We start from the raw sequence: 19383 nt of genomic DNA on the forward strand, positions 1-19383 counted from the left end.
CGGCCGCCGCACAGTCGAGGACTCCGGCATCTCGATTCACAGCGGTCCCGGACCTCAACCCGGCCGAGCACTTCCGCCAGCTCCACCAGGTCCTCATCGACAACGACAACCTCTTGGGGCCGCTCGGCGCCATCCCAAGAGTTCTGTGGCTGGCTGTATGACGCGGGCGATTTCCGATCCGCCCAGGAGTGGCTGGACCGGTCTCTGGAATGGTCATACGCGACTGCCGACCGGGACATCACCACGTACATCCTCGCGCGCAAGAGCCAGCTCGCCGGGGACATGGGTGATGCGACGACCGCCATCGACCTGGCCGTAGCAGCGAGCGCACGCGCGCGTCCGGATGCCCGGCTTGGTGCCATCGCCGCGACGTACGGCGCATACGGTCATGCTCTCGCGGGCGATCACACCGGCGCGAACGGGAGCTCGACCGAGCTCACGGCAGTCTGGCCAACCTTGATCCCGACCCTGCTTCGACCTGGGGCGCGTGGATGGACGACGCTTACATCAACGTCCACCGCGCACGTGGCCTGTACGCCCTCGGTCAGCATCAGCAGGCCGCAGAGGACTTCCGCACGGCCATCGTCGACCTTCCGGCCGGGTACCACCGGGACAAGGGTGTTTACCTCGCTCAGGAATCACTCGCCCACGTCGGTGCGCGAGAGCCGGAGGACGCCGCACAAGTCGGTCTCCATGCGCTCCAGGTTGCCGAGTCCACAGCGTCCGCTCGGATCATGACCGAGTTGGCGGGACTCGACACCCAATTGGAACGCTGGCCGAAAATTCCCGCTGTAGCGGAGTTCCGCCAGGCGTTCGACGCTCTGGTGCCGCGACAAGCTCAGGATCCATAGAAGTCGATCTAAGGATTGTTCGCCATGCCCCAGCGTTCGTACGTCCTGCTGAGCGTTGCAATGTCGGTCGATGGCTACATCGACGACGCCACCCCTGAAGGGCTGCTGTTGTCCAATGCCGCAGACTTCGACCGGGTCGACCAGGTCCGCGCCGAGAGTGATGCCATCCTGATCGGCGCGGCCACCATGCGCAAAGACAACCCTCGGCTTGGTCAACTCCGAGGAGCACAGAGCCCAGCGAGAGACGCAAGGACTCCCCGCCCACCCACTCAAAGACACCATCACCGGGAGTGGAGACCTGGACTCCGCTCTGAAGTTCTCACCACGGGCGACGGCAAAGTCGTCTACTGCCCAGACTCAGTGGTGCCCAAGGTTCGGGAGACGTTGGGCTCGCTGACCGATGTCGTTGGCACCGGTCCTACGCTTGACCTGTCCGCGATGTTCGATGATCTGGAATCGCGAGGAGTACGCCGGCTGATGGTCGAGGGCGGCAGCACGATTCCATACACAGTTTCTCACTCAAGGGCTGGCCGACGAGATCCACCTCGCGATCGCGCCCATTTTCGGTAGTGACTCGGCAGCTCCCAGGTTCGTTCACGATGGCATCTTTCCGGGAGGGGCAACCCATCGGATGAAGGTCGCCGGCATCCATACTGTTGGCGATGTCGTCCTGATCCGCTACCTGCCCAAGGAAGTCTCTGGGAACTCCACCTCATGAACGCAACAGAGGCGAGTGACATAGTCCGTCACTGGCTCATCAAGGCAATCGACCTGGCGAAGCAGTGTCCGCACTTGTCTACGGCATTCTCAGTCGGGGCAGTCATGGTAGGTCAGCAAGGCCAAGAGATAGCGAGCGGGTATTCACGCGACATAGACGCTCATGTTCATGCCGAGGAGCCAGCGCTTTCAGAGTCGATTCGATCTCACTGATTAGTGCGACGCTCTACAGCAGCTTGGAGCCGTGCTCAACCCGAAAGTCACGCCCAACGAGCTGTACGGAACTCATCCTGAGGGCTGGTATCCCTCGCGTTGTGATCGTATGGCGAGAACCCAGCCTTTTCGTAGCGGACTGCCAAGGAGTGGAACTCCTCCAGGCCCACGGCGTCGAGGTCGTCGAGCTGGACGACCTTGCCGGCGCGGTCCGCACTGTTGGTATGCCTGTGAGCCAATAGGCCATTGGGGCCTGTGAGAACTTTCTTTCTCATAATTGAAGCGGCCGTGACCGGGCCGCACGTGCCGCCAACGCGGCACGGGCCGGGCACTCCCACTTGGCTCCCGTGCCCGACCCGCAGTAACGCCGGTCGGCTGGCACGGGCAAAGGACAGGGCCGCAAGGCAAGTGCACTACTCGGGTCAGCGGGCCGAGCTCATCAGCGCACCACAGCCAGCCACAGGGCCGAGTTTAGAACATGCCTCCGGCGGGGGCACCCCGGCTCCGGGCTGGCCAAGATCGCGGCGAACGGTGGGGGAGTGGTTGCGGTGGAAACCTGTCCGCCTGCCGTCGCCCCAGAACAAGCTCTAGCAGACCAGCCGCGGGGCCGCCTTCGCTCCATCGCGGCCGTCACACCAGGCGCGGCAGAGCGTACGCATTTACGCCGCGCACGAGGGGAGCCGCGTCCAGCTTTACAAAAGATCAACAGTTTCTCAACAGCGCCTGTGCATCCTGGCCTATGTAGAGCTTCGAACAAGCAGGAAGGAATGCACATGCACAGACGGATCCTTCTGATCGTGGCGGTGCTTCTCGGTGGCGCTGCGCTCTATCTGGCCCCAGCCAGTGCACATGCCGAAAGCGGTTCGGCAACTAATGGGAGTGGTGCACCGACGGCAATCGTTGCTGACTCGACACAAATCCAAGACCAGTGGCGTACGTACGCGCACTACATCGCGAAGAAGCCGTGTCAAGTGCAGGGGAGGTTCCTCATGCGAATGCAACTGGCAAAGGCCTACACGTGCACCAAGGTCAAGAAGGGGTGGTTCAAGGTCTGGCGTCTGCGGATCCTCAGCGTCGTCTGATCAAGCCGTCCCACCGGGCGCCACCTCGTTCGGGTCAATCGCAGGAGTGAGTGACATCCGGTGTGCCCAGCGGGCTCTAGACATGCGCATGGACGCACAAAATAGTGGGCTTGACCTGGCAACGCGCCTGGTTCCATGACGGTATGTCTTCTTCACGCCGAAGAGATCACTGGTTCGATCCCAGTTCGCCCACCCGTGAGGTGCAGGTGGAGGGGCTTCGGAGATCATCCGAAGCCCCTCCTCTCATGTCTGGGGGCGACGGGAGCCAATCGGGGAGCCATCCCACTCGGATGCTCAACCCGTCGGCTTCCCGCCGAAGATGGTGTTCGTCGGCCGGATCTGGTGGCGGTAGACCGCTGATGTGGCGCTGGTGCCCGCGTGTCCGACGAGGTCCGCGATCGTCTCGATCGGTACGCCCTGATCGCTCATGATCGAGACGAACGATCGAGACGAACGAGTGACGCAACTCTCGGGGGCTCCATGTCGTTCCGAGCCCGGCCTGCCTGGTGATCCTGCGGAAGGTGCGCCGCACGTTCGACGCGTCGAGCGGGCTTCCGACGTTCGTGCAGAACACCAGATCGTGGTCCGCCCATGCCTCGCCGGCCTTGAGCTTCTGGGCGGCTCGGCGGGTGTGGTGCTGTCTGAGCGCTTGGGCCGCCGGCTTCGGCAGCTTCCGCGCCGCTCGCGACGCTCCTCATGAGTTCGGGTGACCGCCTACCCCCATCCCCGAAAATCACGGCCACTGGTGGCCAGCCACCTTCAAGGGCTGGCGCCGCCTCCACGCCGTCCCCGGCGACGCGCTCACCGTAGAAGACCATCGGGCGGGGATCGACGCCTGCGAGCCGTACGTCCGCACCACCGTGTGCGGGCGTACCCTCGCCCTCACCTGCGCCGGCCTCTTCTCCCGCTTCTCCAGCCCCGCTGCGGCGCCTGCTGCGACATGCTGGGCATACCGAGAGGCAAGGGGACGCCTGTGAACGAGGCTGACGACAAGCGGCTCGCGAACGCTCTCGACGCTAGCCTGCCTCCAGAGGAGGAGACTGAGACCCGTGGATGACCTGATCGCCTTCCTGGGGATGATGCTCGACGACGAGGAGGGAGAAGCCCGCGAGGCCCTGGAGCGGACCCCCGACCAGTCGCCGCATGATCGGCGGACAGATGGTCACCGTGCCGATCCGTCCGCCAGCGTGGCGTACAGCGCTGTGGATGCCCGAACGTGTGCTGTGCGAGGTCGAGGCAAGCGGCAGCTCCTGCACGCCCACTCCCGCGACCATGAGTGCATCAGTTTCCTCGACCACGGCAAGCAGTCAGCAGTGGACGGCAAGCCGTGGGAGTACTGGGAGCCGAAGGACACCGCCGAGCATGGTTCGTGCCTCGTGCTGCGCTGTCTCGCGCTTCCGTACTCGGACCGTGAAGCCTTCGGCGAGGAGCGGTGTCCGTGATCCTTTCCGCCATGCGTCCTGAGGTGTCAGTTCTACTAAAGGGAGGAACGGTGACGTTTCCAGATCCGCCACGCCGCCACCGGAGGCACTGGGACGTGTTCCTGGGCGGCACCCTCGTCAAAGACCTGGACACCCTCACCCGCATCGCCTACGGGAAGGCCGGCGTCGAAGAGAGGGCGCGCACAGCCCACAGCCTCCTGGGCGACACCCGGCGCTTCTGCGACATCCCAGCGGAACTGATCGCCGAGTGCAGGCGAGAAGTAGGACTACCGGAGGGACAGACAGACCTGCTGGAGGAAACCGATGAGTGAGAAGCCCCTGCCGTTACCCGCCTCGCTGCAGTCGGCCCGAACCGTCCTGTGCATCCAACTGGCCCTGATGGCCCTGCCTCTCGTCATCATGCTGGTGGACCTCATGCAGCAGGCACTGGCAGTAACGGGCTCACTGCTGATCCCCGCGCTGTTCAGCGTCGTAGTCGCCGTAGCTGTCGGCCTGGTCATCGCCAAGATGAGATCACGCCGGCCGTGGGTCCGATGGACGGCCCTGGCAGTCGAGGCGGTCCTCGCGGTCGGCCAGGCATGGGGAGTGATCATCGACCCAAGCGTGGCTGGCTTGGCGGGTCTCGCCCTTGCCGTGTCCGTGATCTGGTGTCTCCTGTCGCCGACGTCGACCGCCTGGTTCAAGCAGGCAGCTTCGGAAAGAACGACACTTTGAGCGACCACCGTTGTGAGCGCCCTGCCGCCGCGCACGCCGATGGGCAGCCGTGGCGGTGCCTCGAATGCGGGCTGTTGTGGGAGGCGTTCCCAGCGCCGCCAGTCGCGCATCCCCGGCGGAGGATCGCCATCTCCAAGAACGGTGTCATCACTGCTGGCCTGGTGGTTGTGGGCGGGGCGTGCGTGGCAGCACAGGCGATATCCGATGACGCGTTGATCGTCATGGAGGGCTTGGTGGGCCTGGGCGCTCTCGTGTGGGCAGCAGTCGAGATGTACAAGAGCTCGTGAGACGATTGCTGCGTCTCTCCTGCGTCTGGCATACGGCAGTCTCTCACTAGACAGCTAAAGCGGCCTCCCACGCCCACGGGAGACCGCTCCGTCCCACGCGCTCGAAGACACTCACGACGGACAGCGCGAATGCGCCCGCGGCGATCGCTGCTCGGACCCGCGCATCTCGACCGAGGCCGGCAAGTCCGTCCTTCTCCCCGCGCTCACCTACCGGGCGTTCTGCGACGCAGACCGTACCGCGGTGTCGAAGGCGCTCAATGACCGCCGTTGCTGTTCGTCCGCGTCCACCAGCGGCTCGACGAGTCCTTCCGGGTGGCCGGCGAGCCGGTCGTATTGGTCTCCAAGTCGGCGCCCCTCCCCATCAGCCCGGCAGCCGCCGAGCTGATCCGGCTCATCCTCGCGACGCTCGTTTCCTGGGAGGAGCGTGTCCGCACCGTCGCCCGGCTCCGACCGCTCGACACTGACACGTCCCGCCGGCGACGGGACGGCGCGATCCCCACGCAGGCGTGGACCATCGTCTCCGCTTACCTGGACGCGCTCCTCGCCCTTGAGGCCGAGCCGATGATGCGCGACGGCGACCTGGTTGACCTGTCGGGCGCTGTCGCTGGCCTCGACACCCTGCATCCGGCGCACCGTTGCCGCCGGCCCCTCACCGACAATCGGCCGCCTCCACGCCACCCTGTCCGGCGTCTACTGCGACTGCGGCTAACACCGAGCTGTACGAGGTCCTGGACGAGGCCAAAGGCCAGTAGGACGGGGCGGGATGCCGCTCATGCAGGATCGAGTACGACCAGCACCAGTACGCGGACCTGACCAAGGTGAGAGCCGAGCCGGTGAAGACGTACCGGCACAGGACGGTAGGCGCGAGGCCGTTGGACGACGCGGATAGTCGCCGAGCATAGGCGTTGACGGCCGCTCGCAGAAGGATCACGCTGGGCCGATGGCGCAGATGAAGTCGCGAGTTTCAGACGTCTACAAAGGCCACCGGCCTGGCAGGTTCCCCAACAAAACCAAGGGCGAGTCGGGGAAGTGCAGCGCTCACAGCGATGGAGAAGACTGCGGCGGGAACGCTGACTACAACGTTCTGCTGCTGAGGGAAGACGGCCGCCGCATCTGGTACGGAGCCTGTGAGCGGTGGGTGAATGCCAACGACGACGTCAAGGAACACATCCATCTGCACGGCTACTCCACCGATTAGTCCTCCGGACGGGTATGAGGACACACCGACTGTGTGCGTCTTCGCTTGGGAGCACCCGCCCGGACTACCTCTAAGATCACGTCATGTTCAGTGAATTAGTCTCAGGTGTCTTCGTCGGACTGTTCGTCCTGGTCTTCGTCTCACTCTGGATCCTCTTCTTCGTGAAGCTGGTCCAGAATGCGCGGCGTCGCCGTGTGCTGAAGTACACGGACGCCATCAGGGCTACCGAGCTTGTCGGCCGGGTACGCCAGATGAAGGTTCGTGGCCAGCAAGAGCAGGCCGTTCAGCTCGTTCAGGACGAACTCGCCATGCCTGCCGAGGTCGCGCGATCCTGGGTCAAGTCCATCTGAGGATGACGAACCCCGCTCTGTTCACGCATCACTTTCAAGGTTCCGGTAGCGGGCCCATCCTTCCTTGATTTCGGCACGCGCCCTGAGTCCCGTTCGCGCTTGCACCCGCGCCATGTACGTGTGAACGGTGGACAGACGGACACCCAGGCGCTGAGCGATCTGGCGGTCCGTGAGGTCCTGCACCACCAGATCCATGTATGCCTGCTCGCGCGGCGACAAGGTTCCCCACGTCTTATCCAGCTCGCCTCGAATGCGCCCCAAGGATTCAGCGGCCGCGACGAGATCTTGCACTGCGTCCTGCCGCTCAGCCGCATCCAATTCTGGCGACACCACTTGGCCGGCAAGGGTCGCCACCTGCTCCTCCTGCTTGGCTTCCACTGCGGCGAGATCGATCTGTCCGCCGGGGAATTGCAGAGAGCTGACGCGGTCGATCAAACGTCCGAAGGCATCCCTGTGCCTCCGCATGATCAGCCACACCGCCAGGACGACAGCTACTGGCCATGCCACGGCGCCGACCAGTCCGGCAATGGCCTCGATCAACTTCGCCCAATCAGCCACACGCCGATACTGCCTGGCCCCTCAGGCTGCAGGTAGGGCTGTGGCTTGAACGTGACATCGAGAATCCTGCGATTACCGCAGGCTAGATGTACTGACCACAGAGGTTGGACACGGGGACGACGACACGATGTGGATGATCTTGTGAATGGGTGAGGGCCTTCGGGTCGGTGTGGGTCGCGTCCGGCTGCACCGGGCCCTGGAGAGCCACGACCGTCCGCTCGCCGCCGAGGAGACGGGCGTCCATGCCGGTATGAGCGTTCGGGGCCTTCACCGCGATCTGCGGGCTGTGACGGGTACGGGTCCCATGAAGTGGCTGCTGCCCCGCCGGTAGGTGGCGGGGCGGTCATCCCCGAAGACGAGTTCCGTCGACCTCTACCCTTCTGGGTTGAGCGGGAGGTCGTTCTCGGGTCAGAGGTGGTGGCTGTGCGCGCTTGGCACCGTGGAAAGGGTGAAACGTGCACTCATCATCACCGCTCTCACTGTCGCGCTGGCCGGGTGCGGCTCCACCCCGCCGCAGCGCCTGACGATTCCGAAGCCGACGGGCCCGCATCCGGTGGGGACCGTCTCGGTCCACCTGGTGGATCAGTCACGCGTGGATCCCTGGAACGGCTCGGGAAGGAAGCGGGAGCTGATGGTCAGCCTGTGGTACCCGGCTCGGGACGTGCAGTCCCACCCGGTCGCCCCCTGGATGCCGCGGGCGGCGGCGGACCGGTACCTGAAGATGAACGACCTGGAGCCGGGCTCGGTGCTGCTGGACAGGACCGACGGCCACGAGGGCGCGCCCGCCGACACGAGCCTGGGTGAGCTGCCGGTCGTCCTGTACTCGCCGGGCGCCAACGCCTCGCGCGCGTACGGGACCGGGGTCGCCGAGGAGCTGGCCAGCAGGGGATACGCGGTGGTCACCGTCGATCATCCCTATGACGCGGCGGTGGTGGAGTTCCCCGGCGGACGGGTGGAGGCGGGGCCCGAGGTGACCGACTTCGCCAAGGCGGTGAACGTCCGGGTGGCCGACGTGCGTTTCGTCCTGGACAGCCTGCCCGCCCTGGAGGAGAAGGTGCCCGGCCGTGCCGGGAAGCCGCTCTTCGATCGCGCGCGGATCGGCATGTTCGGGCATTCGCTCGGCGGCGCGGCCACCTCCTCCGCCATGTACGCCGACCCGCGGATCAAGGCCGGCCTCGGCCTGGACGGCGCCGTCTTCGGCAAGGTGGCGAAGTCCGGCCTCGACCGGCCGTACATGGTGGTCGACACCGACGGGAAGGGCGGCATGGCCACCAATCCGACCCTGCGTGCCTTCTGGGACGGGTTGCGGGGCTGGCGGCTCAACGTGACGCTCAAGGGGGCGGCGCACAACTCCTTCGGCGACGACGTCCTGCTCATCCCCCTGTCGGCCGGGCCGCTGGGGCTGGGGAAGGAGCAGCTGCAGGAGGTCGTGGGGACGATCCCGGCCGAGCGGGCGCTGGCCTTCCAGCGTGCCTACCCGCTGGCCTTCTTCGAGCAGACGCTGCGCGGCCGTCCGCAGGCGTTGCTGCGCGGCCCCTCAGCCGCCTTCCCCGAGGTCTCCTACCGCCGCTGACGGCGCCCGCCCGCCGGCCGTGACCACGCCGCCCTCGTAGGCGGCGATGACGAGCTGCGCCCGGTCGTGCGCGGCGAGCTTGGCCAGCAGGCTGCGGACATGGGTCTTGACGGTCGCCTGCCCGATGCCGAGCCGCTCGGCGATCTGCGGGTTCGTCAGCCCCCGGGCTACCAGCACCAGCACCTCCCGCTCCCGTCCGGACACCTGGGCCAGCCCCGCCGCCAGCCCCGCCCCCAGCCCGGCCGGGATCGCGGCGGGCTCGCGCCGGGCGAACTCCGCGATCAGCCGCGTGGTGACCGACGGGGCCAGCAGCGCCTGCCCTTCCCCGACGATGCGCAACGCGTCCAGCAGGTCGCCGGGGCCGGTGTCCTTGAGCAGGAATCCGCTGGCTCCGGCACGCAACGCCCCGTAGACGTACTCGTCGAGATCGAACGTGGTCAGCATCAGCACCCGTGTCCCGGCGGTCGCCGGGTCGGCCCGGATCAGCTCGGTGGCCCTGATCCCGTCGAGGCCGGGCATGCGGACGTCCATGAGCACCAGGTCGGGGCGCAGGTCGCGGGCCAGTTCCACGGCCTGCTGCCCGGTGCCGGCCTCGCCGGCGGTGGTCAGGCCGGGGGCGGTGTCGATCAGCCTGCGCAGGCCCGCGCGCAGCAACGCCTGGTCGTCGGCGACCAGTACCGTGAACGTGCTCACCTCTCGTCCTCCCCGGAACCGGTCGGCAAGGGCAGTCTCGCGCGGACGGCGAAGCCGCCGCCGGGCTCCGGTCCCGCCGAGAACGTGCCGCCGTGCAGGATCACCCGCTCTTTCAGCCCGGCCAGCCCGTGACCGCCCGCACGCGGCGCACCCCCGCGACCGTCGTCGACGATCTCGACCGCCACTTCGCGCCGGGCCCGGGTGGCGACGGTCACCCGGCACCGGGCCGGGCCGGCGTGTCTGAGCACGTTGGTCAGCGACTCCTGCACGAGGCGATGGACGACCAGGGCCGTCTCGCCGCCGAGCGTGAGGTCGGGCTCGACGTCCAGCTCCACCCGCACGTGTCCGTCCGGGATCGCCGCGACCAGCTCGCGCAGGGTGTCCATCATGGGCGGCGGGTCGTCCCGCTCTCCTGGGGCGTCGCGGAGCAGGCCCAGCAGGCCGCGCAGATCCGTGAGCGCCTTCCGGCTGGTCTGCTCGATGATCGTCAACGCCTCGCCGGCCTCCTCGGGGTGCGTGGCGGCGACGTGGTTGGCGATGCCGGCCCGCATCGAGATCAGGCCCATGCTGTGGGCGACGACGTCGTGCACCTCGCGAGCCACGCGCAGCCGTTCCGCCGTCGCCGCGGCCTGCGCTGACCGTGCGACGGCCTGCGCGGCGTGCGCGCGCTGTTCCCGTACGGCGAGTCCGATCGTCCAGGCCAGAGCGAGCAGCAGCCAGGCGAATGCGCACGCCGAGGCGGCCTCCGTCCAGGAGGGGGCGCCGATCGCGGCGCCGGCGGCGGTCACCGCCAGCGCGGCCGCCAGCGCCGTCACCGCGGTCCGGCGCGCCTGCAGCAGCGCCACCGCGTGCAGCGCGACGGCCAAGGGCACGAACGCCTCCTGCCATCCGGCGAACGGCGCGCACACCGCCGCCACCAGGACCACCGCGCACACCGGTACCGGCCAGCGGCGCCGCACCGCCGTCGGCAGGCAGGCCAGCGCGATCACCGGCACGGCCACGAAGAGTGGCACCCGGGCGGACCCCGGCACGGCCATGAAGAGTGGCACCCGGGCGGACTCCGGCACCAGCACCGCCGGCACCGAGAACCCGATCGTCAGGGCGACGGCGGCGAACGCGTCGACGGCGAGCCAGTGTCCCGGCCGCAGCCTGCGCGCGATCAAGGGACGCCGTTCGGCCATGCGCCCACCCTAGACGGGCCGGGCCACGGCGGCGTGCGCGATGTGGATCATGAGGTTGGTGATCTAGGGTGCGGGCATGTCGTACGTGCTCCACGGTGTCGTCGGTGAGTTCGACCGTCTCCGCTCCCTGGCGGGCGAAGTGCCGCAGGCTGTGGTGGCGCCTCTCGGGCAACGCTTAGGGCTGCTGCCGGTGACCGACGAGATCTGCGACGAGCTGACCGGCGCGCGGCGGGAGAGCGGGCCGTTCACGCTCATGTCCCCGGGGTTCGCCGGGAGACTGGAGGAATGGTCCCGCGGCGGCCGCCTCGCCTACGTGGAGGCGGACTTCTGGGGTGGCGACGGCAGCCAGGCCGCCGCCCTGTGGGAGAACGGCCGTCGGAGCTGGGGGCCCGAGCACGCGTCGATCCGGGTCGGACCGCCGCGCGACGACTGGCCGATCAACGCCGTGCTCGCGCGCCTCGGAGCGGTCGGAGCCGGCGCGGCCGACCTCTTCGACGCGGTCGGCCTCGGGCGGGAACGCGACCCGGAGGGGTGGCGCCGGGCCGGCCTGGACGCCCTGGACGCCCCCGGCTACGACGCGTGGGAGGCCGCCTGCCGCGCCAGGGAGGAGGCCGACGCCCGCGCCGCCGCCGACCGTGAGCGCTACGCCAGGCGTGACGACGTCCCCGTCGTGCTCGACGGCAGGACGGTGATGCGGCTGCTCGGCCTCCCGCCCTCCCCGATGGTGGGGGCCGCGATCCGGCACCTCCAGGAGGTTCACCTGGAACGCGGTCCCCTCACCCGCGACGAGGCCGTCACCGAGCTGCGCCGCTGGGCCCGGAGCTTCCGGAGGACCCGATGATGCACGCTGCGCCCGGCGGCGCTGACCTGCCGGTGTTGTCCGCCCGAGCGCCAGGACGGGAGGGCCGCCCGCGGCGACTTGGCCCAACCAAATGACCGGGAATTGGCTCTAGGTTGACGCTGATGTCGCCCCCCTAAGATCCACGATCATGAATTCTCTTCCGATGCGTCTCATCGCCGTGGGCGCCTTCGTGGCGATGGCCGCGGCGGCCACACCCGCGTACGCCGCTGCGCCCGCCGGCGACGTCGTGGTGAACGGCTCCCTGGACAACGGGGTCAAGGGGTGGTGGGCGTCCAAGAACACCCCGATCAAGGTGACGGGCGGGCGGCTGTGCGCCGAGGTGCCCGCGGGCGGTGACAACGTGTGGGCCGCCATGGTCGGGCAGAGCGGCATCGAGGTCCGGGCCGGCCAGACCTACCAGTTGAGCTTCGAGGCGACCGCCACGAAGACGACGAGGATCAGGTCGCTGGTCCAGGGCGGCGGCACGAAGCCCGCCGCGATCGTGGACGGCTACCCCGAGGTCGGCGGCAGCCCGAAGAAGTTCACCTACGCGGCCACGGCCAAGGCGTCGGACGCGGAGGCTCAGGTGTTGTTCCAGGTGGGCGGCGCGGACGCGGCGTACACGTTGTGCCTGGACAACGTCTCCCTCGTGCCCGTGCACCAGAGTGTGGTGAACGGCTCGCTGGACAACGGGGTCAAGGGCTGGTGGGCGTCCAAGAACACGCCGATCGAGGTGACGGGCGGGCGGCTGTGCGCCCAGGTCCCGGCGGGCGGTGACAACGTGTGGGCCGCGATGGTCGGGCAGAGCGGCATCGCCGTGACGGCCGGGAAGACGTACCGGCTGAGCTTCAAGGCGTCGGCGACGCGGCCGGTGAGGATCAGGTCGGTGGTCCAGGACAGCGGCGCGAAGCCCGCCCCGATCGTGGACGGCTACCCCGAGGTCGGCACCGGGTCCAGGACCTACGCCTACCAGAACACCGCCAAGACCTCGGACCAGGAGGCCCAGGTGTTGTTCCAGGTGGGCGGCGCGGACGCGCCGTACACGCTGTGCCTGGACGACATCCTGCTCACCGACTAGAACACCGGGCGCAGCGGTCCGGCGGACCGCTGCGCCGGCAGGCCGCCGGTCACCGGGGCTCGTCCGGCACGCCGGTGACCGGCACATCGTCCCGCGCCGCCGCGCGTGCCTGCTGCTTCTTCTCGCGGATGACCGCGTGGGCGTCGGCGATGGGGCCGAGATGCCGGAGCTTGTCGGGGTTGACGATCGAGCGGATGGTCTGGATGCGTCCGTCCAGGATGTCGAGCGTCCAGATGCTGACGATCCGGCCGGCGCGGTCGCGGATGATCGCGCCCGGCTGGCCGTTCACCTCGTGCGCCTCCAGCACCGCGCCGATCCGGGCGAACGGCGCGACGGCGACGGACAACACCCGGGCCACCTTCGCCAGGCCGAGGACGGGCAGCGTACTGCCGATCTTACCGCCGCCGTCGTTGACCAGCCGGACGTCGGCGGTCAGCAGTTCCCGAAGCCCTTCGAGGTCCCCCTCCCTGAGCGCGCCGAAGAAGCGCCCGGCGAGCTGGTCCCGCGACCGGCGATCGGCCTGGAAGCGGGGGCGGCCCGCGTCCATGTGGCGGCGCGCCTGCACCGCGAGCTGGCGGCAGGCCGCCTCCGACCGCTCCACGGCGGCGGCGATCTCCCGGTAGCTGAAGGCGAACACCTCGCGCAGCACGAAGACCGCGCGCTCCAGCGGGCTCAGCCGCTCCAGCAGGATCAGCGCCGCCATCGACACCGAGTCGGCCAGCTCCGCCGACCGCTCCGGGTCCTGGTAGGGGTCGGTCAGCAGCGGTTCGGGGAACCACGGCCCGACGTAGGTCTCGCGCCGGACGCGGGCCGAGCGCAGCACGTCGATCGAGATCCGGGTGACCGTCGCCGACAGGAACGCCTTGGGCGAGTCGGGCCGGGCCGCGGCGCCCTCGTAGCGCAGCCAGGTCTCCTGGACGGCGTCCTCGGCTTCGCTCACGCTGCCCAGGATCCGGTAGGCGATCGCGAACAGCAGCGGCCGTAGCTCCTGGAACTCCTCGGTGCGGGTCACGCCGACCATTGGTACCACCATGGCCGGACAAAGGCGACAAAGTGTCGCAGGTCACACTCGCCCGAGCTCACATCCGTGCGGGGCTGTCTCGTCCAGGGGGTGTAACAGCTGAAAGGAGCACTGCATGCAGAAGGTCTGGTTCGTCACCGGCTCGTCCCGCGGCCTGGGCCGCAACTTCGTGGCGGCCGCCCTGTCGCGCGGTGACCGGGTCGCCGCCACCGCCCGGAGCACCGCGAGCCTGAAGGAACTGGTGGACGCCCATGGCGACGCGGTGCTCCCGCTGGAGATGGACGTGACCGACAGGGCCGCGGTCTTCGAGAGCGTGCGGCGGGCGAAGGAGCACTTCGGCCGGCTCGACGTCATCGTGAACAACGCCGGTTACGCCCAGGTCGGCGCGGTCGAGGAGCTGACCGAGCAGGAGCTGCGCGACCAGCTGGAGACCAACCTGTTCGGCGCGGTGTGGGTGGTCCAGGCCGCGCTGCCGTACCTGCGCGAGCAGCGCTCGGGGCACATCATCCAGCTGTCCTCGGCCGCCGGGGTCATCGCCATGCCGCTCGGCGGCGCCTACCACGCCTCCAAGTGGGCCCTGGAGGGCCTGAACGAGGCGCTCGCCGGCGAGGTCGCCGAGTTCGGCGTCAAGGTGACCATCGTCGAGCCCGGCGGCTTCGCCACCCGGAACGGCAACAACCCCGACCCGCTCGCCAACGGCCACATGGCCACGACCGACCCGGCCTACGACGGTCTCCGCGAGCGTCTCGGCGCGATGGCGGGGAAGATGCCCGCGGGAGACCCGGCCGCCGCGGCGCAGGCGCTCCTGAAGCTCGTCGACTCCGCCAGCCCGCCGGTGCGGGTGCTGTTCGGCAAGGGCTTCCACCCGCTGATCCAGCAGGCCTACGCCGACCGGCTCCAGACCTGGGCCGACTGGCAGGACCTCTCGATCGAGGCGCACGGCCCGCTCCAAGCCGGCTGACCGGCCCGCTCGGGCCTGGCGCCTGCCAAGAGTGTCCTGACCCCTGACAAAAGTAAGGGTCCGAGCCTGTCTTTCGGGCATGTGGGGGGTGGTGGCGTCATTTCTACAGTTCTGTGCATGATCAGAACTCGCCGTAACCCCGCACCCCTCCTTCTCGCCCTGACGCTGGCCCTCCCGGCCGCGGCCGCGGCGGCGGCGGCGCCCGCCGCCGCCGCTGTCTCCACCGCGGGCGCCTCCGACGTACGCGTCGCGATCCCGCAGCCCACCGGCCGGTACGAAGTGGGGCGCGACACCCTGCACCTCGTCGACGCCGGCCGCCGCGACCCGTGGATGCCCGCGGCCGCACGCGAGCTGATGGTCTCGGTGTACTTCCCGGCGCGCACCGGCGGGAGCGCCGCGCCGTACATGACCGTCGACGAGGCGCGGCTGCTGCTCAAGGGGCAGCGGCTCGACGCCGTCTTCAAGCCCGAGCAACTCGCCGGCGTCAGCACGAACGCGCACCTGGACGCCCGTCCCGTCGGCGGCCGGCACCCCCTGGTGGTGCTCTCCCCGGGGTTCACCCTCAACCGGGCCACCCTGACCACGCTCGCCGAGGACCTCGCCTCCAAGGGGTACGTCGTCGCCCTCGTGGATCACGCCTACGAGTCGTTCGGCACGTCCTTCCCCGGCGGCCGTACCCTGACCTGCGTCGCGTGCGAGACGGTGGAGAGCGCCCCTTCCGACGAGGCGGAGAAGGCGCTGATGGCCAAGGCCGCGGTCAACCGGGCGGCCGACCTGTCCTTCGTGATCGACCGGCTGACCCGTCCCGCACGGTCCGCGCCCGCCTGGCGGCACTGGCAGATGATCGACCCGCGCCGGATCGGCGCGGCGGGCCACTCGCTCGGCGGCAACGCCGCGGCCGGCGTCATGGCCGCCGACCGGCGGGTCCGCGCCGGGGTGAACCTGGACGGCTCGTTCTTCGCCCCGGTCGCGGCCTCCGGCCTCGGCGGGCGGCCGTTCCTCATGCTCGGCACCAAGGTCCAGCACTCACCCGGCGCCGCCGACACCACCTGGACGCGGGACTGGCCCCGCCTGGACGGCTGGAAGCGCTGGCTCACCGTGGCCGACTCCGGCCACTTCACCTTCATCGACCTGCCCATCCTGGGGGCCCAGGTCGGGATCGTCGATCCGGCCGCGCCCCTGTCGGGCAAGCGGTCGGGCGAGATCACCACGTCGTACGTCGGCGCCTTCTTCGGCCGGCACCTCCGCGGCGAGCGGCAGCCCCTGCTGGACGGCCCGTCCGCCGCCAACCCGGAAGTCACCTTCCAGAACCCCTGAGGGCCGGGCCGGCTGCCTGCGCTCGCCGGCGCGCCCTGTCCGCGGGGCTGCCGAACGGGCTGCCGCCGCCGCCCTCCAGGTGGTCGCGCAGGCTCGTCATGTAGTGCTGCCAGCTGCGGCTGCACATGCCGAAGCACTCCAGGTCCTCGCTCAGGCCCTGGTGGTGGAAGACGAGCTCGGACGTGTCGTCGTCGACCGGGGTGACGGTGAACGTGGGCCTCGTGCCGATCCAGTCGGGCAGGAAGGGGCAGTCGACGACGGTCCATCGCACCGACGCCGGCCGGGTCGCCTCCTCGACGTGGATCACGAGTGGCTCGGGGGCGTTCATGAGGAACCGGAGCTCGCCGCCGGTCGTGCCGGACCCGGTCGCCGGGTTCCACCAGGCCGCGAGGCCCGTGACGGTGGTGAGCGCGTCGAAGAGGGCGTCGGGAGAGGCTTTCACCCGCAGGGTCGTCCGGTAGTCCGCGGTGCTGGTCATGGCCCGGTCCTTTCAGTGGTCGGAGGCCGATGCCGCGGCGGCGATCGGTTCGAGCTCCGTGACCAGCTCGTCGAGCTCGTCCGGGGTGAGCACGTCGTACGCCGGGGCGGCCAGCTCGTCGGTGAGCGCCTCGATCCGCTGCTTGGTCTCCCGGCCGGCGTCGGTGAACCCGCCGGCGGCGTCCACGAGGCCGCGGTCGCGCAGCCCGTCGACCACGGCGGTCAGCCGGGCCTTGGGCAGGTGGTGGATCCGGCCGAACTCCTCCGCCCGCATCCCGAGGGAGAGGGCCACGAGGACGTGGGCCTCGGTGCCGCCGATGCCATGGGCGACAAGGGCGGCGTTGTGGCCGTCGCCCCGGTGCTCCCGCAGCAGCGTCGCCGCGTGCCAGAGTCTGGCCACCGGCTCCTCGGGCACGTCGAGCGCCCGCAGCCCGGCGTACAGGGGCCGGCCCGCGGTCGGCGCGCTGAGCCCCGCCCGGGTGGCGAGGTCGGCGGCCCGCGCCAGACCGGGCGAGTCGGCGAGCTCTCCGATCAGCTGCCGCAGGGCGGCGGTGCTGCCCTGTTCGCGCACGGCGATCGCCTCCTGCGGGGTGATCTTGCCCCACACCCAGGGGATGTGGCGGGCCACCTCGCCGTCGGCGAAGTTGTAGAAGACCGCGTGGACCACCTCGGCCGGTGCCAGGCCCAGCGGTGCGGCGCGGCCGGCGAAGTAGCCGTCCCAGTAGTTGCGCATGCCGACGGCCAGGAACGCCTCGTTGGCCACCTCGGAGAAGGTGGCGGTGGCGATCGGCTCGGTGAGCTCGAACATGCGGTGGATCCTGGCCTGCGGGTGGTGGTGCTGCATCGGTCGGCGTCTCCCTGGTCGTGAGCGGCTGGTCGTGACAGTCCCTCTGGACGACTGTTCACCCTGGCTACGAACGACGCGGCCGGGATCCGACAACTCCGGCCGAGAATTTTCCGGCCAGTTTGTGATCTACATCGTAAAGACGCTCGACCTGTAAGCGCAGGTTTGCCCGTCACGGGATCCAATGTAGGTTAGCCTTACCTAATTAAGGAGCTCTGTGGTGGTTGATCCTTTTCGTGCCTTCGACGTCCAGGTTCGGGGCCTACGGCGGCTGAGCCCGTCGTTCCTGCGCGTGACCTTCACCGGGGATGACCTGCACGAGTTCGCGGACAACGGGTACGACCAGCGCGTCAAGCTGGTCCTGCCGACCCCCGGCGCGGGCGTGACGCGCTTCCCGCGCGGCACCGACTGGTTCAAGCAGTGGTACGCCCAGGGCGACGAGCGCAACCCGCTGCGCACCTACACCGTCCGCGCGGTCCGCCCCGAGTCCGCCGAGGTCGACATCGACGTCGTCCTGCACGACGACTGCGCCGGGCCCGCCGGACCGGCCGCCCGCTGGATCGCCGCCGCCGAGCCGGGCTCGCAGGCGGCGATCTTCGGCCCGAACGGCCTCTACGACGGCTTCCACGGCGGCCTGGAGTTCCGGCCGCCCGCCGGCTTCGGCACCGTGCTGCTCGCCGGTGACGAGACCGCCGTCCCGGCGATCGTCGGCATCCTGGAGCGCCTGCCCGCCCATGTCACCGGCGAGGCCCTGCTGGAGGTGCCGCACGAGGAGGACTTCCTTCCGGTCGCCGGCGCGCCGGGCGTGCGGGTCACCTGGCTCGCCCGCGGCGACGCCCCGTGGGGCGCCCGCCTGGAGCCCGCCGTCGCGGAGGCCGCCGCCAGGCTCCTGCCCGCGGGCGCGGCGGGCGCCGAACCCGAGGAGATCGACGTCGACGCCGAGATCCTCTGGGAGATCCCCGAGACCGGCGACGGCCCCTGTTACGCCTGGCTGGCCGGCGAGGCGGCCGTGATCAAGCGGCTGCGCCGCCACCTGGTCTCCGAGCGCGGCATGGACCGCAAGGCCGTGGCCTTCATGGGCTACTGGCGTCAGGGCCGCTCCGAGGACGCGTGAGCCCGCCATGACGACCGCCCCCCTGCTCCCGGACCCCACCGGCTCGGCGCTCCCCGGCTCGGCGCTCCCCGATCCAGCGCTCGCCGGCACCGACCTGTGCCTCGGTTACGCGGGCCGCCCGGTCATCGACGGCGCCTGCATCAGCCTGGCCGCCGGCGCCGTCACCGCCCTGGTCGGCCCGAACGGCAGCGGCAAGTCCACCCTGCTGCGCGCCCTCGCCCGGCTGCACCGCCCCGACTCCGGCGAGGTCCGGCTGGCCGGCGGCGCCGACGCCCTGGCCCTGTCCGCCCGCGACTTCGCCCGCCGGGTGACGCTGCTGGCGCAGAGCCGTCCCACCCCGACCGGCGTACGCGTCAAGGACGTGGTCGGCTACGGCCGCCACCCCCACCGCGGCCGCTGGCGCGCGGGCGACCCCGGCGGCGAGGCGGCGATCGAGCACGCCATGGAGCTGACCGGCGTGCGCGCCATGGCCGCACGCGTCGTCGACGAGCTGTCCGGCGGCGAGATGCAGCGCGTGTGGCTGGCCACCTGCCTGGCCCAGGACGCCGGCGTGCTCCTGCTCGACGAGCCCACCACCTTCCTCGACCTGCGCTACCAGGTCGAGCTGCTGGAACTCGTGCGCGACCTGGCCGACCGGCACGGTGTGGCCGTCGGCGTCGTCCTGCACGACCTCAACCAGGCCGCCGAGATCGCCGACCGGGTCGTGCTGCTCCAGAGCGGCCGGGTCCGCGCCGACGGCGCGCCGTCCGAGGTGCTCACCGAGGACCTGCTCACCGAGGCCTACGGCATCCGCGTCGAGGCCACGATCGATTCCCGCACCGGGCTGGTCCGCACCAGGCCGCTGGGCCGCCACCTGGCGATGAAAGGCTGA

The 19383-nt window shown here is 69.7% G+C and carries 26 protein-coding genes and 1 pseudogene; 17 read left to right on the forward strand and 10 right to left on the reverse strand.

Going from position 1 to position 19383, the window contains the following annotated elements; genetic code table 11:
• Positions 1-491 precede the first annotated feature (491 nt).
• The 5 genes from ACFYYW_RS19725 to ACFYYW_RS19745 all read left to right on the forward strand — a co-directional run bounded on the left by ACFYYW_RS19725 (position 492) and on the right by ACFYYW_RS19745 (position 2863).
• Positions 492-851 (forward strand): hypothetical protein, encoded by a 360-nt coding sequence (locus ACFYYW_RS19725; RefSeq protein WP_387650406.1) that lies wholly within the window; start codon positions 492-494, stop codon positions 849-851.
• A gap of 60 nt (positions 852-911) precedes the next feature.
• Positions 912-1421 (forward strand): RibD family protein, encoded by a 510-nt coding sequence (locus ACFYYW_RS19730; protein WP_387650597.1) that lies wholly within the window; start codon positions 912-914, stop codon positions 1419-1421.
• 144 nt (positions 1422-1565) lie between these two features.
• Positions 1566-1781 carry a hypothetical protein gene (locus tag ACFYYW_RS19735; protein ID WP_387650407.1) on the forward strand — a complete coding sequence of 72 codons (216 nt, stop codon included), beginning with the start codon at positions 1566-1568 and terminating at the stop codon, positions 1779-1781.
• Positions 1782-1804: 23 nt separating this feature from the next.
• Positions 1805-2023 (forward strand): hypothetical protein, encoded by a 219-nt coding sequence (locus ACFYYW_RS19740; RefSeq protein ID WP_387650409.1) that lies wholly within the window; start codon positions 1805-1807, stop codon positions 2021-2023.
• A gap of 531 nt (positions 2024-2554) precedes the next feature.
• Complete coding sequence (locus ACFYYW_RS19745) at positions 2555-2863, forward strand: hypothetical protein (protein ID WP_387650410.1); 309 nt, start codon at positions 2555-2557, stop codon at positions 2861-2863.
• 294 nt (positions 2864-3157) lie between these two features.
• Here ACFYYW_RS19745 and ACFYYW_RS19750 read toward each other — a convergent pair whose 3' ends face one another.
• Positions 3158-3292 (reverse strand): hypothetical protein, encoded by a 135-nt coding sequence (locus ACFYYW_RS19750; protein WP_387650411.1) that lies wholly within the window; start codon positions 3290-3292, stop codon positions 3158-3160.
• A gap of 76 nt (positions 3293-3368) precedes the next feature.
• A pseudogene (locus ACFYYW_RS19755) lies at positions 3369-3533 on the reverse strand (site-specific integrase); the annotation flags it as partial.
• A gap of 379 nt (positions 3534-3912) precedes the next feature.
• Here ACFYYW_RS19755 and ACFYYW_RS19760 point away from each other — a divergent pair.
• From ACFYYW_RS19760 to ACFYYW_RS19770, 3 genes are read left to right on the forward strand one after another with little or no spacing between them, the layout of a single operon-like run.
• The gene (locus ACFYYW_RS19760) at positions 3913-4305 is read left to right on the forward strand and encodes a DUF6221 family protein (protein WP_387650412.1); all 393 of its coding nucleotides are present in this window, start codon (positions 3913-3915) and stop codon (positions 4303-4305) included.
• Positions 4302-4616, forward strand: coding sequence for a hypothetical protein (locus ACFYYW_RS19765; protein WP_387650413.1), 315 nt, complete (start codon positions 4302-4304; stop codon positions 4614-4616). Before ACFYYW_RS19760 ends, ACFYYW_RS19765 begins: the two co-directional genes overlap by 4 nt.
• Positions 4609-5019 (forward strand): hypothetical protein, encoded by a 411-nt coding sequence (locus ACFYYW_RS19770; RefSeq protein ID WP_387650414.1) that lies wholly within the window; start codon positions 4609-4611, stop codon positions 5017-5019. The genes ACFYYW_RS19765 and ACFYYW_RS19770 overlap by 8 nt, the downstream gene beginning before the upstream one ends.
• Positions 5020-5513: 494 nt before the next feature.
• On the opposite strand, the gene ACFYYW_RS19775 is transcribed toward ACFYYW_RS19770, so the two are convergent.
• A complete protein-coding gene (locus ACFYYW_RS19775) occupies positions 5514-5930 on the reverse strand; it encodes a hypothetical protein (protein ID WP_387650416.1) in 417 nt (138 codons plus the stop codon).
• 316 nt (positions 5931-6246) lie between these two features.
• On the opposite strand from ACFYYW_RS19775, the gene ACFYYW_RS19780 reads away from it, so the two are divergent.
• Positions 6247-6504 carry a hypothetical protein gene (locus ACFYYW_RS19780; protein ID WP_387650417.1) on the forward strand — a complete coding sequence of 86 codons (258 nt, stop codon included), beginning with the start codon at positions 6247-6249 and terminating at the stop codon, positions 6502-6504.
• Positions 6505-6587: 83 nt separating this feature from the next.
• Positions 6588-6854: a hypothetical protein gene (locus ACFYYW_RS19785; protein ID WP_387650418.1), complete on the forward strand. Its 267-nt coding sequence runs from the start codon at positions 6588-6590 to the stop codon at positions 6852-6854.
• A 21-nt stretch (positions 6855-6875) separates the two neighbouring features.
• On the opposite strand, the gene ACFYYW_RS19790 is transcribed toward ACFYYW_RS19785, so the two are convergent.
• Together ACFYYW_RS19790 and ACFYYW_RS19795 are read right to left on the reverse strand one after the other, a co-directional pair.
• Positions 6876-7412 carry a LuxR C-terminal-related transcriptional regulator gene (locus ACFYYW_RS19790; protein ID WP_387650420.1) on the reverse strand — a complete coding sequence of 179 codons (537 nt, stop codon included), beginning with the start codon at positions 7410-7412 and terminating at the stop codon, positions 6876-6878.
• Positions 7413-7494: 82 nt separating this feature from the next.
• Positions 7495-7656: a hypothetical protein gene (locus ACFYYW_RS19795; RefSeq protein WP_387650422.1), complete on the reverse strand. Its 162-nt coding sequence runs from the start codon at positions 7654-7656 to the stop codon at positions 7495-7497.
• Between the two features lie 204 nt (positions 7657-7860).
• Between ACFYYW_RS19795 and ACFYYW_RS19800 the strand changes: the two genes are divergently transcribed.
• The gene (locus ACFYYW_RS19800; RefSeq protein ID WP_387650423.1) at positions 7861-8985 is read left to right on the forward strand and encodes an alpha/beta hydrolase family protein; all 1125 of its coding nucleotides are present in this window, start codon (positions 7861-7863) and stop codon (positions 8983-8985) included.
• Here ACFYYW_RS19800 and ACFYYW_RS19805 read toward each other — a convergent pair.
• Together ACFYYW_RS19805 and ACFYYW_RS19810 are read right to left on the reverse strand one after the other, a co-directional pair.
• Positions 8950-9678: a response regulator gene (locus tag ACFYYW_RS19805; protein ID WP_387650424.1), complete on the reverse strand. Its 729-nt coding sequence runs from the start codon at positions 9676-9678 to the stop codon at positions 8950-8952. The genes ACFYYW_RS19800 and ACFYYW_RS19805 overlap by 36 nt on opposite strands.
• Positions 9675-10859: a sensor histidine kinase gene (locus tag ACFYYW_RS19810; protein ID WP_387650426.1), complete on the reverse strand. Its 1185-nt coding sequence runs from the start codon at positions 10857-10859 to the stop codon at positions 9675-9677. Before ACFYYW_RS19810 ends, ACFYYW_RS19805 begins: the two co-directional genes overlap by 4 nt.
• Before the next feature lie 76 nt (positions 10860-10935).
• Here ACFYYW_RS19810 and ACFYYW_RS19815 point away from each other — a divergent pair, with 76 nt between their 5' ends.
• Both ACFYYW_RS19815 and ACFYYW_RS19820 read left to right on the forward strand, forming a co-directional pair.
• Positions 10936-11700 carry a hypothetical protein gene (locus ACFYYW_RS19815; protein WP_387650427.1) on the forward strand — a complete coding sequence of 255 codons (765 nt, stop codon included), beginning with the start codon at positions 10936-10938 and terminating at the stop codon, positions 11698-11700.
• Positions 11701-11848: 148 nt separating this feature from the next.
• Positions 11849-12778 (forward strand): carbohydrate binding domain-containing protein, encoded by a 930-nt coding sequence (locus ACFYYW_RS19820; protein WP_387650428.1) that lies wholly within the window; start codon positions 11849-11851, stop codon positions 12776-12778.
• A 49-nt stretch (positions 12779-12827) separates the two neighbouring features.
• On the opposite strand, the gene ACFYYW_RS19825 is transcribed toward ACFYYW_RS19820, so the two are convergent.
• On the reverse strand, positions 12828-13790 hold the full coding sequence (locus ACFYYW_RS19825; protein WP_387650599.1) for an RNA polymerase sigma-70 factor: 963 nt from the start codon (positions 13788-13790) through the stop codon (positions 12828-12830).
• Positions 13791-13914: 124 nt separating this feature from the next.
• On the opposite strand from ACFYYW_RS19825, the gene ACFYYW_RS19830 reads away from it, so the two are divergent.
• Positions 13915-14760, forward strand: coding sequence for an SDR family NAD(P)-dependent oxidoreductase (locus ACFYYW_RS19830; RefSeq protein WP_387650430.1), 846 nt, complete (start codon positions 13915-13917; stop codon positions 14758-14760).
• Positions 14761-14877: 117 nt separating this feature from the next.
• Positions 14878-16077 (forward strand): alpha/beta hydrolase family protein, encoded by a 1200-nt coding sequence (locus ACFYYW_RS19835; RefSeq protein WP_387650431.1) that lies wholly within the window; start codon positions 14878-14880, stop codon positions 16075-16077.
• On the opposite strand, the gene ACFYYW_RS19840 is transcribed toward ACFYYW_RS19835, so the two are convergent.
• Together ACFYYW_RS19840 and ACFYYW_RS19845 are read right to left on the reverse strand one after the other, a co-directional pair.
• Positions 16058-16555: an SRPBCC domain-containing protein gene (locus tag ACFYYW_RS19840; RefSeq protein WP_387650433.1), complete on the reverse strand. Its 498-nt coding sequence runs from the start codon at positions 16553-16555 to the stop codon at positions 16058-16060. The genes ACFYYW_RS19835 and ACFYYW_RS19840 overlap by 20 nt on opposite strands.
• A gap of 12 nt (positions 16556-16567) precedes the next feature.
• A complete protein-coding gene (locus tag ACFYYW_RS19845) occupies positions 16568-17398 on the reverse strand; it encodes a MarR family winged helix-turn-helix transcriptional regulator (protein WP_387650434.1) in 831 nt (276 codons plus the stop codon).
• A 220-nt stretch (positions 17399-17618) separates the two neighbouring features.
• On the opposite strand from ACFYYW_RS19845, the gene ACFYYW_RS19850 reads away from it, so the two are divergent.
• Positions 17619-18512, forward strand: a complete 894-nt coding sequence (locus ACFYYW_RS19850) for a siderophore-interacting protein (RefSeq protein ID WP_387650436.1) — start codon at positions 17619-17621, stop codon at positions 18510-18512.
• A gap of 7 nt (positions 18513-18519) precedes the next feature.
• Positions 18520-19383, forward strand: a complete 864-nt coding sequence (locus ACFYYW_RS19855; RefSeq protein ID WP_387650438.1) for an ABC transporter ATP-binding protein — start codon at positions 18520-18522, stop codon at positions 19381-19383.

This window comes from Nonomuraea sp. NPDC001831 (assembly GCF_042892035.1).
GTDB lineage: Bacteria > Actinomycetota > Actinomycetes > Streptosporangiales > Streptosporangiaceae > Nonomuraea.